Source organism: Streptomyces hainanensis, assembly GCF_004348415.1.
GTDB lineage: Bacteria > Actinomycetota > Actinomycetes > Streptomycetales > Streptomycetaceae > Streptomyces > Streptomyces hainanensis.
On sequence record NZ_SMKI01000216.1, the window covers coordinates 1 to 12,875 of the forward strand.

General features: G+C 74.1%; 18 protein-coding genes. 9 read left to right on the forward strand and 9 right to left on the reverse strand.

The window, feature by feature from the left end; all coding sequences use genetic code 11:
- Nucleotides 1–249: 249 nt before the first annotated feature.
- The 3 genes from E1283_RS20055 to E1283_RS20065 form a co-directional block, all read right to left on the reverse strand.
- Nucleotides 250–1,074, reverse strand: coding sequence for a coiled-coil domain-containing protein (locus E1283_RS20055; RefSeq protein ID WP_132819481.1), 825 nt, complete (start codon nt 1,072–1,074; stop codon nt 250–252).
- A gap of 92 nt (nt 1,075–1,166) precedes the next feature.
- Nucleotides 1,167–1,397 (reverse strand): hypothetical protein, encoded by a 231-nt coding sequence (locus E1283_RS20060; protein ID WP_132819482.1) that lies wholly within the window; start codon nt 1,395–1,397, stop codon nt 1,167–1,169.
- Nucleotides 1,398–1,411: 14 nt separating this feature from the next.
- The gene (locus tag E1283_RS20065; protein WP_132819483.1) at nt 1,412–2,137 is read right to left on the reverse strand and encodes a TetR/AcrR family transcriptional regulator; all 726 of its coding nucleotides are present in this window, start codon (nt 2,135–2,137) and stop codon (nt 1,412–1,414) included.
- A gap of 180 nt (nt 2,138–2,317) precedes the next feature.
- Here E1283_RS20065 and E1283_RS20070 point away from each other — a divergent pair, with 180 nt between their 5' ends.
- The gene (locus E1283_RS20070) at nt 2,318–4,390 is read left to right on the forward strand and encodes a sensor histidine kinase (protein WP_243744968.1); all 2,073 of its coding nucleotides are present in this window, start codon (nt 2,318–2,320) and stop codon (nt 4,388–4,390) included.
- Nucleotides 4,391–4,405: 15 nt separating this feature from the next.
- Here E1283_RS20070 and E1283_RS20075 read toward each other — a convergent pair whose 3' ends face one another.
- A complete protein-coding gene (locus tag E1283_RS20075) occupies nt 4,406–4,657 on the reverse strand; it encodes a hypothetical protein (RefSeq protein WP_243744967.1) in 252 nt (83 codons plus the stop codon).
- Between the two features lie 384 nt (nt 4,658–5,041).
- On the opposite strand from E1283_RS20075, the gene E1283_RS20080 reads away from it, so the two are divergent.
- Nucleotides 5,042–5,284: a hypothetical protein gene (locus E1283_RS20080; protein ID WP_132819485.1), complete on the forward strand. Its 243-nt coding sequence runs from the start codon at nt 5,042–5,044 to the stop codon at nt 5,282–5,284.
- Nucleotides 5,285–5,299: 15 nt separating this feature from the next.
- Here the strand turns inward: E1283_RS20080 and E1283_RS20085 are convergent, their stop codons facing one another.
- Complete coding sequence (locus tag E1283_RS20085) at nt 5,300–6,058, reverse strand: SDR family NAD(P)-dependent oxidoreductase (protein ID WP_132819486.1); 759 nt, start codon at nt 6,056–6,058, stop codon at nt 5,300–5,302.
- 69 nt (nt 6,059–6,127) lie between these two features.
- Here E1283_RS20085 and E1283_RS20090 point away from each other — a divergent pair, with 69 nt between their 5' ends.
- The 5 genes from E1283_RS20090 to E1283_RS20110 all read left to right on the forward strand — a co-directional run bounded on the left by E1283_RS20090 (nt 6,128) and on the right by E1283_RS20110 (nt 8,825).
- Entirely contained in the window at nt 6,128–6,589 is a 462-nt protein-coding gene (locus tag E1283_RS20090; protein WP_132819487.1) for a MarR family winged helix-turn-helix transcriptional regulator, read from the forward strand.
- A 39-nt stretch (nt 6,590–6,628) separates the two neighbouring features.
- Nucleotides 6,629–6,886: a hypothetical protein gene (locus E1283_RS20095; RefSeq protein WP_132819488.1), complete on the forward strand. Its 258-nt coding sequence runs from the start codon at nt 6,629–6,631 to the stop codon at nt 6,884–6,886.
- Nucleotides 6,883–7,530 (forward strand): LysE family translocator, encoded by a 648-nt coding sequence (locus E1283_RS20100; RefSeq protein ID WP_132819489.1) that lies wholly within the window; start codon nt 6,883–6,885, stop codon nt 7,528–7,530. Before E1283_RS20095 ends, E1283_RS20100 begins: the two co-directional genes overlap by 4 nt.
- Nucleotides 7,531–7,744: 214 nt before the next feature.
- On the forward strand, nt 7,745–8,038 hold the full coding sequence (locus E1283_RS20105; protein ID WP_132819490.1) for a DUF6087 family protein: 294 nt from the start codon (nt 7,745–7,747) through the stop codon (nt 8,036–8,038).
- A gap of 4 nt (nt 8,039–8,042) precedes the next feature.
- Nucleotides 8,043–8,825: a class I SAM-dependent methyltransferase gene (locus E1283_RS20110; RefSeq protein ID WP_132819491.1), complete on the forward strand. Its 783-nt coding sequence runs from the start codon at nt 8,043–8,045 to the stop codon at nt 8,823–8,825.
- Between the two features lie 33 nt (nt 8,826–8,858).
- On the opposite strand, the gene E1283_RS20115 is transcribed toward E1283_RS20110, so the two are convergent.
- The 4 genes from E1283_RS20115 to E1283_RS20130 form a co-directional block, all read right to left on the reverse strand.
- A complete protein-coding gene (locus tag E1283_RS20115; RefSeq protein WP_132819492.1) occupies nt 8,859–9,287 on the reverse strand; it encodes an SHOCT-like domain-containing protein in 429 nt (142 codons plus the stop codon).
- 29 nt (nt 9,288–9,316) lie between these two features.
- Nucleotides 9,317–9,577 carry a hypothetical protein gene (locus E1283_RS20120; protein ID WP_132819493.1) on the reverse strand — a complete coding sequence of 87 codons (261 nt, stop codon included), beginning with the start codon at nt 9,575–9,577 and terminating at the stop codon, nt 9,317–9,319.
- Nucleotides 9,574–9,936 carry a DUF2089 domain-containing protein gene (locus E1283_RS20125; RefSeq protein ID WP_132819494.1) on the reverse strand — a complete coding sequence of 121 codons (363 nt, stop codon included), beginning with the start codon at nt 9,934–9,936 and terminating at the stop codon, nt 9,574–9,576. The genes E1283_RS20120 and E1283_RS20125 overlap by 4 nt, the downstream gene beginning before the upstream one ends.
- A gap of 107 nt (nt 9,937–10,043) precedes the next feature.
- Nucleotides 10,044–10,658: a dihydrofolate reductase family protein gene (locus E1283_RS20130; RefSeq protein ID WP_132819495.1), complete on the reverse strand. Its 615-nt coding sequence runs from the start codon at nt 10,656–10,658 to the stop codon at nt 10,044–10,046.
- A gap of 243 nt (nt 10,659–10,901) precedes the next feature.
- On the opposite strand from E1283_RS20130, the gene E1283_RS20135 reads away from it, so the two are divergent.
- Entirely contained in the window at nt 10,902–11,906 is a 1,005-nt protein-coding gene (locus E1283_RS20135; protein ID WP_132819496.1) for a glycoside hydrolase family 5 protein, read from the forward strand.
- 129 nt (nt 11,907–12,035) lie between these two features.
- Nucleotides 12,036–12,830 (forward strand): methyltransferase domain-containing protein, encoded by a 795-nt coding sequence (locus E1283_RS20140; protein ID WP_132819497.1) that lies wholly within the window; start codon nt 12,036–12,038, stop codon nt 12,828–12,830.
- The last annotated feature ends 45 nt before the right edge of the window (nt 12,831–12,875 follow it).

A 12,875-nucleotide genomic window follows, 5' to 3' on the forward strand; every position in this document is an offset into this window, starting at 1 on the left:
GGGTGACGCCCGTGGCCGGGGCGGGTTCGCGTCGGACGCCAGTTCGGCCGGCCTCCGGCGTCGGCCGCTGCCGCGGGCTTCGCCGGTGGCACCTGACCGGGGCAGGCGGGGTGCCGCGTCGGCCCGGGGGACCGGCGGGGGCTCGGCCCTCGCGCGTGGGGTCCGACCGGGCACCGGTTCCCGCTCCGGCGCCGGGGTAGGCGCCGGCGTCGCCCCGGCACGGCGCGCGCTTCCCGGAGGGGGGGCGGCTCAGGCGCCGGGCTCGGGCCCGGCTTCCCGGGCTGCCCCCGGCGCGGGTTCCGGCACGGGTTCCGGCTCCGGCGCCGCCGGTACGGCGTCAGGCTCCGGCGCCGGGGGTGGCGGTGCCTCCGGCGAGGGGGCCGGCTCCGGCGTGGCCTCGGGGGCCGGTTCCCGGGACGGCTCCGGCCCGGGGCCCGCCTCGGCCTCCTGGAGCCGGGTGAGCTCGGTGAGTTCGTCGGGGGAGAGGCCGGCCAGCAGGCCGGCCACCTCGTCGAGGCGTCGGTGGACCTCGTCCCGGCGGTGCCTCTCCTCCTCGGCCGCGGCCTGTTCGGCGTCCAACGCGGCGCGGGCCGCCGTGGCCAGCTCGTCGGCCGCGCGTTCGCCGGAGCCGAGCCGGTCGATCTCGGCCGCCTCGGCGGCCGCGACCCGGGCCGCCACGGTCTGGTCGTGGAGCGCCTGACCCGGGTCCTCGCCGAGCAACATGGCCAGCGCGGGCGGGAGTTGGAGCCCGCCGCCGCGGTACTGGGCGCGGGCCACGGCGCCCGCGGCCTCCCGGGTCGCGGTCAGCTCGGTGCGGGTCGCCGCCAGCCGGTCCTGGACGCGGCGCGTCTCCTCCCGCCGCTCGGCCAGCCGCTCGGCCGCCTCGTGGTACGCCTCCGTCGCCCGCCCGGTCTCCTGGTACAGGGTGCGCAGCTCGGCGAGCAGCGCTGGAACGGAGCCGGCGGGATCGGCCTCGGCCGGGCCCGCGGTCAGGGTGCTGGTGGTCAGGGCCACGGCGGCCAGGGCCGCCGCCGGCCACCCGCGTCGTCGGGTCACGGTTCCCGAGAACCGCATGGGCGTACCTCCGTCGTGCTCGCGCGCGTCTCCGCACGCATGGTGCGCACGGTTCCGGGCGCCGCGCCCGCCGGGCGGGTGCGAACGGGTGGTCAGTCCCCGGCGTCCGGGTCGTAGACGTAGCTCCAGCCGCGCGGCAGCCGCAGCAGCCGGGTGTACCCGGTCGGGGTGAGCCGGTAGACGTAGACCCGGTCGGGCTGCACGTCGTCGCCCGGCACCGGCACCCGGTAGACGGCGGGCGGCTTGCCGGTCGGACCCACCAGCACCGGGAGCACCCGGCCGTCGAGCGGGCCGCCGACGAAGGGCGTGCGTTCGCTGCGCATCGCTCCCGCCCGCCCTACATGCCCGCGGGCGTCATCATCGCGATGGTCCGTTCGAAGAGCCGGTCGATCCGGCCGCCCGGCTCCTCGAACTCGGCCGCGGCGCGCAGGAAGCGCGCGGTGGTCTTGTCGCGCCCGGCGGTGACCACCAGTTGGGCCACGAACTGGTCGACCAGCCAGTCCCGCAGCTCGTCGAGCGGCAGTTCCTTCTCCTCGTCGAGCCAGATCAGCGAGGCGGCCTCCACCGTGGTGATCCAGGTCCGCACCACCAGCCGCAGCGGCGCGCTCGGCTCCGGCACCCGCATGTGCCGCAGCACCTGGGTGGCGGCGGCCCGCCGCACCCGGTCCACGATGGCCGTGGTGCGGTTGGTCTCCACCACGCTGCCGCCCTTGAGCAGCGCGGTGAAGCCCTCGCCGTGCTGGTCCACGAAGGCCAGGTAGTGGTCGAGGCCGGCCGCCAGACGCAGGCTCAGCGCGCCCGACTCCGTGACGGCGAAGCACAGTTCGAGCTCGTCGGCGGAGCTGATCAGCGCCGCCTCGTACAACTGCTGCTTGCCGCCGGGGAAGTAGCGGTAGACCAGCGGCCTGGAGACGCCGGCCTCGCGGGCGACGTCGTCCAGCGAGACCTCCTCGGGCACGCTGCGGGCGAACAGCGCCTGCGCCGTGGCGATCAGCTGTCCACGGCGCTCCTCCACGCTCAGTCTGCGGTAGGCCGGACCGGGCGGGACTGGGCGGCTGCTCATGCCCCGAAGCGTAACGGTCCTGGCCGGTCCGAGGGGGAACCGGAGCGTCACTGTCCGGATGACCTCAGGCCGCGGCTGCCTCATCCGTGACGGTCGCCGGCCCGATTCACGCCACTTGTTCACTTCGCGGCCACGGGTATCGGAGCCGCCGGTAACCACGTGACGGTGTGCTGTGTGGCTATGACGCGTGTGTCGAGGACGCGGCGACGGAGGGAACGGCGGACCCGGCGCCCGACCGGGTGGCGGATCCTGACCGGCTGGCTGCCGCGCTGGAGCACCATCCGCGGCCGGGTGGCGATCGTCCTTGCCGTGCCCACCTGCCTGCTGCTCGTCCTCACCGGGGTCGCCGTGGCCGACCGGGCGGAGGACTGGTCGGCCGCCAGGGAGAGCGGGGAACGGGTCCAGCTCGCCCTGGACGTGCAGAACCTGGTCCGCGAGCTCCAGCGTGAACACGGCCTCACCAGTGGTCTGCTCGGCGGCGCGGGACGCTACCGGCCCGAACTGGCCGATACCCGCCGCCGGGTGGACGCGATCCACGCGGAACTCCAGCGCCGGGTCGACGAGAACGCGGCGCCCGCCTTCGAGGAGGCGCTCGGCTCGCTCGACCAACTCCCCAGCATCCGGGAGCGGGTGGACGACGAGTCGGTCGACCGCGACGAGGCGCTCGGCTTCTTCGCCACCGCGATGGCCGAGCTCAACGACGCCCAGCTGGCCGAGGGTTCGCCCCACGGGGACCAGCGGCTCGGCGACGGACTCGCCGCGCTCCAGGCGCTGGCCGGCGCCACCGAGGCGCTGGCCGAGGAACGCGGCCTGATGAACGGCGTGTTCGTGGCGGGGCGGTTCGCCGGCGGGCAGTACCTGGAGTTCGCCGGCACCCGGGCCGCCCGCGACTCCGCGGTGCGCACCTACGAGCAACTGGCCACCGGGCCCCAACGGGCAGCGCTCGACGAGGCGTTCGAGACGGACGAGGCCGGGCAGGTCGCGGCCTTCGAGCGGCTGGCCGACGCCGGCGCCGACGGTTCGCCGCTCGACGCCGGGGCCGACGACTGGTGGACCGCGAGCACCGCACTCACCGACGGGCTGCACGAGGCGCAGCGGCTGGTGGGGGAGGACGTCGCTGAGCGCGCCGACCGGCTGAGCGCGGACGCCACCCGGCAGCTCGCCGGCTTCGTCGCCCTGGGCCTGCTGATCCTGGGGGTGGCCGTCGCCCTGGCCATCCTGGCCGCCCGCTCCATCGCCCGGCCGCTCGACGAGCTGACCCGGCAGGCCGAGTCCGTCGCCGGCCACCGGCTCCCGGAGACCGTCCGCTCCATCCAGGAGGCCGAGCCGGAGGTGGCCGAGCAGCTGCTGCCGCCGGAGCCCGACCCGGCGCTGGCCAGGGGCGCCGAGGAGGTCACCCGGCTGGCCGCCGCGCTGCACGACGTGGAGCGCACCGCCGTCGGCCTGGCCGCCCAGCAGACCGTGCTGCGGCGCAACGGCACCGAGTCGCTGGCCAACCTCGGCCACCGCAACCAGGGCCTGGTGCGCCGTCAGCTGCGGCTGATCACCGCGCTGGAGAGCAAGGAACTCGACCCGGACGCGCTGGGCGACCTGTTCGAGCTCGACCACCTGGCCACCCGCATGCGGCGGAACGCGGACTCGCTGCTGATCCTGACCGGCCAGCAGCTGCCGCCCCGGGTCTGGACCGGCACCGCCGAGATCGCCGAGGTGGTCCACTCGGCCGTCTCCGAGGTCGAGGACTACCGCCGGGTCGCCCTGGTGGAGGCCGAGCCCTGCTCGGTGCACGGCGGCGCCTTCTACGAACTCTCGCACCTGCTCGCCGAGTTGATCGAGAACGCGCTCACCGCCTCGCCGCCGGCCCGCCCGGTCGAGGTCTACGGCTGGTGGGACGGCCCGGAGTACTGCCTGGCCATCGTGGACCGCGGCAACGGCATGACCGAGGAGGAGCTGGAGCTCGCCAACGCCCGGCTGCGCGGCGAGGACTCGTTCCTGGTGGCGCCCACCCGCTTCCTCGGCCACTTCGTCGTCGGCACCATCGCGGCCCGCCTCGGCGTCCAGGTCGAGGTCCGGCACACCCAGAGCGCCCCCACCACGGCGGCGGCCCGCGGCGCCGGGGTCTCCGCCTACGTGGCGCTCCCGCCCCGTCTCGTGCACCCGCGCGCCGGCGGCCAGGCCGAGCAGGCCGAGCCGCCCCCGGCCGGCGCGGGGAGGATTCCCCAGCCGCCGGCGCGGATGATCGGCGGGGGCGGCTGACCGGCTGTCGATCCGTCAGCAGAGGTGGTTGATCTGAAGGACCGTCATGGTCTTGAAGTGGTGGCCGGCGAGCACCACGGCGAACGCCTGCTCGGTCACCACCATCCGCATCACCGGGTCGTCGTGCCCGTACGGCTCGGTGGCGCGCAGCGGATCCTCGCAGGCCCCCGCCATCCCCAGGGTGAGACGCTCGCTGACGTCCGGCGGCAGGGCGTCGTGGGCGGCCTCCACCGCTGGGTCGTACCTGAGGCGGTAGGTCACGTCCATGTGGGTCCTCGCGGCGGCGGATGGTGGTGCCTCCCGGCGTGAGCCGGGGGAGTTTCGTCCTGGCGGTCCTGGCGCGTGTCATGCAGCGTAGCTGATCTGGGGCGGAGCGTGACCTGATAGTCCGACCACGGCCCGCGCCGACCGGCGGCAACCCGGGCGGCTCACGGAGGAAGTCCTCGACACCGACGCCGACTTCACGATATATCCCGGCAACGCCCGACCGATCGCCGCCCCGGGCGCGGCCCGCGCCCCTTCCGGCCTGGACCTTTCCCCGATTCCCCCGGAAGGCGGAATGAACCAACGGCACCTTCCCGACGTGAATACATTGGGCGCACTCGACCCGGCCCTCGGCTCGCGGCCGGCGGTCGTGAAGGAGCTGACGAGATGGACCAGGGTATCCAGGAGGAACAGCCGGAACCGCCCGAAGTGGGCAGCATGGTCCGGGACGTCGGACGCGGCAGGATCGGCCGCGTCATGGCGTGCGACGGCGGCCGCGTCTGGCTCCGCCCGCCGGCGGGTGGCCGCGAGTGGACCGCGCTCCCGGACGACGTGCGCCCGGTGAGTCTCAGCGAGTCCCTGAGCCCCCTGGTGGCCGAGGTCAACCGCCGTTCGTCCGGCACCCGTTGACGGTTCGAACGCGGTTCAGCGGGTGAGGTGCCGCCCGCCGGCCACGGACAGGATCTCGCCGTTCGCGTGGCCGTTGGCCGCCGAGCCGAGATAGGCCACCGCCGAGGCCACGTCCTCGGGGGTGCAGATCCGGCCGGTGGGGGTCTTCGCCCCCTCCGCGTCGACGGCGCGCTGGCCCAACCAGTCGGCCGTGAGCGCCCGCCGGGTGCGGGTGAACCCGGGCCGGACGACGTTGGTCAGCACGCCGTGCGGGGCCTCCCGGACGGCCAGTACCCTGGCCGCCGTCTCCAGCGCGCCCTTGGCGGCCGGGTAGCCGAGCGACGCCGGTATCGGCTGCTCGACCACGTCGGACGAGACCAGCACCACCCGGCCCCAGCCGGCCCGCCGCATCCCGGGCAGCACCGCCTCGACCAGCGCGAGCGTGCCGGCCACGTTGGCGGTGAGCGTCGCGGAGAGCGCCTCAGGGCTCTCGGGCCCCAACTCCGGCCAGGCCACCGCGTTGCCCACCAGCACCGCGACCGGGCCCAACTCCCGCTCGACGGTCTGCGCCGCGGCGCCGAGCGACGCCGGGTCGCGCTGGTCGAGCCGCACCGCGAGCGCCCGGCCACCCGCCGCGGCGACGCCCTCGACGACCTCGGCGGCCCGCGCCTCCGCGCGGTGCCAGCCCACCGCGACGAGCGCCCCCTCCCTGGCCAGCGCCGCCGCCACCGCGCCGCCGATGTCCCCCGAAGCGCCCGTGACCAGCGCGACCCGACCGGTCAGCCCCAGATCCATGATCCGTCCTCCACGCGATACATATAGCCGGCTACCTGTTAGCCGACTATACACAGGTAGGATCGACGGGTGGAAGCCAGTGAGGTCAGACGCGTCAACCGGGCGCTGAACAAGATGAGCCAGCTCTACCGGGCGGCCAAGGCACGACGACTCGCCGCCCTCGGGCTGCATCCGGGCCAGGACGTCCTGCTCTGGGTCCTGGCCCAGGAGCCCGCCGGCATGACCGTCTCCCAACTGGCCGCCCACCTCGGCATCGAGCAGCCGACCGCCACCCGCAGCCTGGCGCGCCTGGAGTCCGGCGGCTGGTTCCGCCGCGAGCCCGTCCCCACCGACCGCCGGCAGGTGCGCGTCGTCGTCACCGAGGCCGGGCACCGGCTGCTCCCCGACATCGAGCGCGCCTGGGCCGAGTTGGCCGAGCTGACCATGGGCGCCGTCGACCCGGCACGGCGCGAACTCGCCATCACCGCCCTGGAGGAGGCCAACGAGCGGCTGCGCGAACTCGTCGGCGAGGAGCCGCTGACCCAGGGATAACCCCTCGCCGGCGGGGGCGGCAGCCCCGATCATCGGCGGATGGACACGTTCCTCACCACCGCCGGGCTGCGGCTCCGCCCCCTCACCCCCGACACCGTGCGGACCGTCGTCCTGCCCCGACTGCTCGGACCCGGCTACTGGGCGGCCGAGGAGCGCGAAGGCGACGCCTTCGTCGGCAGGTTCGAGTCGATCGAGGGCGCGGAACACGGCGATGTCGAGTACGCCCTCACCCACGGGGAATGGCAACGCGCCGAGGGCTGTGAGCCGGGCGCCGGACGTGCTTCGATGGCCGGATGATGTCCACCGACCGAGTGCTCGCCTTCGCGGCCATGTCGTTCCTGCTGATCATCGTGCCGGGGCCGAGTGTGCTGTTCGTCATCGGCCGGGCGCTCGCCCACGGCCGCCGCATCGCGCTGACCTCGGTGCTCGGCAACACGCTCGGCGCCTACACGCTGGTGCTCGCCGTGGCCCTCGGCGTCGGCTCCGTCGTCGAGCGCTCGGTCCTCGTCTTCACGGCGCTGAAGCTGGCCGGTGCCGCCTACCTCGTCTACCTCGGCGTCCGGGCGGTGCGCGAACGCCGCTCGCTGCGGGCCGAGTTCGCCGGGGACGGCGGCGGCGCCCACGGATCGCACGGCCTGCGCACCCTGTGGGAGGGGTATCTGGTCGGCGTCGCCAACCCCAAGACCATCGTGTTCTTCGCCGCCGTGCTGCCGCAGTTCGTCGACCGCGAGCAGGGCAACGTGGTGCTCCAGATGCTGTTCCTCGGCCTGGTCTTCAACGCCATCGCGGTGGCCTCCGACAGCGTCTGGGGCCTGGTCGCCGCCGGCGCCCGGGGCTGGTTCGCCCGCTCCCCGCGCCGGTTGTCCGTGGTCGGCGGCGTGGGTGGCCTCACGATGATCGGCCTGGGCGTCACCGTGGCCGCGACCGGCCGCTCGGAGTGACGCGGGTGTCGCGGGTGTCGCGGGCCACCGGAGTGCCTCCGTGCGTCCCTCGTGCCTCCGTGTGAGCCAGCCGTGCGCCGGCCACGGCCGACCAACGGCCGCAAGACCGGGGTCCCGGACGGCATGACGTGGTGTCATGGAGACGTCGCGAACGCGACGCCCGCGTAGGACTGCTGTGTGAGCCAGGCGACCGAGCGAGAGTGATGTTGTTCCCATGGACGAGGAGCCGTTGTCCGACTGGGCGGAGCGGCGCAGCCGGCGCCGTGCCGACCGCTACCGTGTCGTGACACTCACCCCGGGACCGGCCTCGGGCAGTCACGTGGACCCGCAGGCGCCCCGTCTGGTGAGCCGGTGGAACGGCTACGAGTGGGAGGCCGTCGCCGTCGTCGCCAACCTGGCCGAGGCCAAGTTGATCCTCTACCCGGAGACGGCCGGCACCGACCCGATGCCGGCCGTACCGCAGCCCCTCCGACGACGCGCCACGCGGAAGCGCGGCGACGGGAGTTGAGCGCGTGACCCGACACCGACACCGGGACCGACACCGACACCGGGACCGGGAGGCGCCGCCCCTGCGCGAGCTCGCCGAACAGGCGCTGTCCTCAGTGGAACGCGGCTACGACCTGCTCGCCCCGAAGTTCGACCTGACCCCGTACCGGACGCCGGACCCGGTGCTCGACGCGCTCACCGAGGCACTGCGGCAGCACGGCCCGTTCACCGCCGCCCTCGACGTCTGCTGCGGCACCGGCGCCGGCGTCGGCGCGCTCCGGCGGGCCGGCGCGGCACGGGTCGTCGGCCTCGACTTCAGCGCCGGCATGCTCGACCAGGCCCGCGCCGCCTTCCCCGAAGGGGTGGGGTGGGTGCGCGCCGACGCCCGCGCGCTGCCGTTCGCGCCCGCCACGTTCGATCTGGCGATCAGCCTCGGCGCGTTCGGCCACTTCCTGCCCCGCGAACGCCCCGCGCTCTTCGCCGGCATCCGGGCCGCGCTCGGGCCCGGCGGCCGGTTCGTCTTCCCGATGGCCGCGCCACCCCGCGTCGGATCCCTCCCCTACTGGGCCCTGTGGGGCTTCGACGCCGCCATGCGGCTGCGGAACGCGGTCCGGCGGCCCCCGTTCGTGATGTACTACCGCACCTTCCGACTGCCCGACGTACGCCGCGAGTTGACCGCCGCCGGCTTCACCGTCCGGATCGAGCCGCTCCCGACCCTCGGCCGCCGCGCCGACGGCACCGTGCGCTGCGCGCTGGTGGTCGCCGAGGTGGAAGGGGCGGACGGCGTGACCGGGGCGACCGGGGCGTGAGGGCTCCGGCGGGCCCGCACCCGCCCGCCGCGGTCACTCGCAGTAGACCCGCACCGTGGCGCTGGGGTCGTCGATGTCGACGTCGACGTCTCCGAGCTGGTCGATGAGGTCCTCGACGTGCTGCGGCTTGAGCTCGTTGAGGTCGATCGGCACCCCCACCCTGCCCAGCTCCGTGTTGACCTTGGCCAGCGCCTGCGGCGGGATCAGCGTGGTGAGCCGGACCCCGGCGCGCAGCAGCTGGAGCGGGACCCGGACGTTGATCCGGCTCGGCCCGTCGTCGAACTCGTCCAGCGAGTTCACCACCACACGCAGGTACCTGGGGCGGGACTTCGAGCGGGGCGCGGCCCCGGGCGGCGCCTTCGGCTGGTCCCGTTCCAGGGCGTCGATCAGCGAATCCGCCTCGTCCGCGGTGATCCTGCCCTCGGCCAGCAACTGCAGGATCTGGCGGCGCTGCTCGTTCATCGGTGCTCTCCCTCGCGGATCATCCGAACTCATCTGACGCTTACCAGCACGGCCATCCGGCCGTCGTCGATCTCGAACCGGGTGCCGGGCAGTGCCCACAGCACCCGCCCGACGCCGCGCAGCGCGCCGAGCGGGCTCACCCGGGTGGCGAGGCAGGCGATCATCCCGCCGAACACGGCGAGCAGCAGCAGCGGCGAGAGCAGCAGCGCCACCGGCAGCACCGGGACGAACAGCCGCCGCCAGCGGCCGTCGGACCGGCGCCAGCGCGCCGTCACCACCTGCGGGATCACCGCGACCGCTCCAGCTCGGTCAGCGCCTCCTGGGCACTGATCTCCCCGCGCCGCAGGCGATCGATGACGTCGGCGCCGGACGGAGCCGGGTCGGTGTCGACGAAGTCGAGGTGCTCGGCGATCCGGTTCAGCCGGGACTTGACCGTCGGGTAGCTCACCCCGAAGATCCGCTCCATCTCCTTGATCGAGCCGTGCGCCCGCACGAACGCCGCGACGAACACCTGGTCCTCGACGCCGAGCCGAGCCAGCTGCGGCGGCTCGAACTCCCCCTCGATCGCGACACCGCTCTCGGCGAGGCGGACCCGCTCGACCACGAACGGCCGCCCCTGCGTCAGGTCCGTCAGCTCCTGCCAGTCCACCCTCGGCTCCCTCCGGCTCGCCCACGCGCCTGCTGTTTATTTGTACCTTGATTTTCTTAAGCGAGCAACGTCAGAACCTTGATTTTCTCAATCTCACGCTTCGGATATCACTCCCCGGATCGCGGAAGGTGGCTCCTGGCCTCCTCGTAGCCGCCATCGCCGGCGGACTCGGCGGGGCCGTAGACCAGGTGGAGCACGCCGGTGGCGAAGGCCTTGGACGAGAGCAGCCGCAGCGGCAGCGTCGTGTCCGCCTCCTCGAACAGCCGCATGCCGTGCCGCACCGCGATCGGGTGTACGAACAGGTGCAGCTCGTCCAGCAGCCCGTGTGCCAGCAGCTGGCGGACGACCGAGACCGAGCCGCTGAGGGCGATGTCGCCGCCCGGCTCGTTCCGCAGGGCGGTGACGGCCTCGACGAAGTCCCCCTCCAGCTGCTCCGAGTTGCGCCACGTGAACTCCAGCCGCCGCCGCGACACCACGACCTTGCGGGTGTCCCCGAGATGCCGCGCGAAGTCGGCGTCCTCGCCGCCGGCCGCCTCGCGCTCCGGCCAGGCCCCGGCGAAGCTGTCGTAGGTCCGGCGGCCGAGGAGGATGGTGCCGGCCGCGCCGAGCGTCGCGCCGACGGCGGCGCCCATCTCGTCGTCGAAGTACGGGAAGTGCCACTGGTCGGGGGCCTCGACGACCCCGTCGAGCGAGACGAACAGGCCGGCGCTGGTCTTCCGCATGGTGATCTCCTGGCTGGATGGTCGGTTGGTCGTTTCACCCCTGCGGACCCCGGCCGGCCGGATAACTCATCGGTGGTCGAGAGCGACCGCCATCCTCCCCGGCCGGCGCCGGCCGACCGGCGGGGTGCGCGCCGTGTCGCGCGAGGTGGGTTGACATGTAATTGACAGGCTGGCCTGATGGGGTTTGGGAGCGCTCCCGCTCATTCGGAGTCCCACGGGACGGACCCTCGCGAGGAGTAGCCAGTGAAACTTCGTACGCGCTTAGGCGCCCTGGTATCGGCCGCGTTCGCGGCCCTGTTGGCGTTGGGGCCGGCCGCCCAGGCCGGTGCCGACGCCGTCGACACGCAGGCCGTCGGCCTGCGGATCAGCAACGGTCGGCTCGTGGAGTCGACCGGCAACGACTTCGTGATGCGCGGGGTGAACCACGCGCACACCTGGTTCAGGACCCAGACCAACTCGTTCGCCGACATCAAGCGGCTCGGCGCCAACACGGTGCGCGTGGTGCTGTCCACCGGCGACCGGTGGACGCGCAACGACGCCGCCGACGTGACCAACGTGATCAACCTCTGCAGGAACAACCGGCTGATCTGCGTGCTGGAGGCGCACGACACCACCGGCTACGGGGAGCAGTCGGGCGCCGTCTCGCTGAGCCGCGCCGTGGACTACTGGATCAGCGTGCAGAGCGCGCTCGCCGGCCAGGAGAACTACGTCGTCCTCAACATCGGCAACGAGCCCTACGGCAACAACAACGCCGGCGCCTGGACCGCCGACACCCAGAGCGCGATCAGCCGGCTGCGCAACGCCGGTTTCGACCACACCCTGATGGTGGACGCGCCGAACTGGGGCCAGGACTGGTCCGGGACGATGCGGTCCAACGCGCAGGCGGTGTTCAACTCGGACGTGGACCGCAACACGCTGTTCTCGGTGCACATGTACGGCGTGTATGACACGGCCGCCGAGGTCAGGGACTACCTCAACGCCTTCGTCAACGCCCGACTCCCCATCGTCGTCGGTGAGTTCGGGCACAACCACTCGGACGGCAACCCGGACGAGGACACCATCATGGCGACCGCGCAGCAGTTGGGGGTCGGCTATCTGGGCTGGTCGTGGTCGGGGAACAGCGGCGGGGTCGAGTACCTCGACCTGGTCACCAACTTCAACTCCGGGCAGCTGACCTCGTGGGGCCAGCGGCTCTTCAACGGGGCCAACGGGATCGCCGCCACCTCCCGCGAGGCCGACATCTACTGAGCCGGGCCCGGCGTCGGGCGCCCGCCGCGCTGCCGCCCCAGGGCGGCGCGGCGGGCGTCGGTGTCGGTGTCGGCGTCGGCGGGTGGCGCGGTTGACTTCATGTGGACATGAAGCGCCACCGTGGCCGGCATGTCCCAGCAGAACTCCCGAGACACCCGACAGACCCGACAGACCCGAGGTGCCGACGGCACCGCGGAGCTGATCGCCAGGCTCGACGCGGCGGACGCGTTGCCGGCCGTCCGCGCGCTGCGGGCCCGGGGCCACGAACTGCTCGCCCCCGCGCCCGGCGCGGCGGTCGCCGACGTCGGCTGCGGCACCGGCCTCGCCGTCGCCGAGCTGGCCGAACGCGGCGCCGCCGCCGTCGGCTTCGACGCCGACGAGGGGATGCTGGCGGCCGCCAGGGCGCGCCGTCCCGGCGCCGACCTGCGGCGCGGGGACGCGCTCGCGTTGCCGCTCGCCGACGGCGCGTTGGCCGGCTACCGCGCCGATCGGCTGCTACACGCGCTGCCGGAGCCGGCGCGCGCGGTGCGTGAGGCGCGCCGGGTGCTGGCACCGGGCGGCCGGATCGTGCTGGTGGGGCAGGACTGGGAGGCGCTGGTGATCGACGCGGCGGATCCCGAGGTGACCCGGCGCGTCGTCCGGGCCAGGGCGGCGACGGTCCCCAGCCCGCGCGCCGCTCGCGCGCACCGTCGGCTGCTGCTCGACGCCGGCTTCCGGCTGGTGGCGGTCGAGGCGCACACCCCGCTGTTCACCGGGCCCGGCGCGCTGCCGCTGCTGACCGGCCTGGTCGAGGCGGCCCGCGTGAGCGGCGCGGTCGAGGCCGACGAGGCCCGCGACTGGCTGGCCGACCAGCGCGAACGGGCGGCCGCCGACCGGCTGTTGGTGGCGGTGCCGCACTTCCTGGCGGCGGGCGTGCGGGACTGACGCACGGACGTCAGGGCGTGGTGGGCGTGGTGGGCGTGGTGGGCG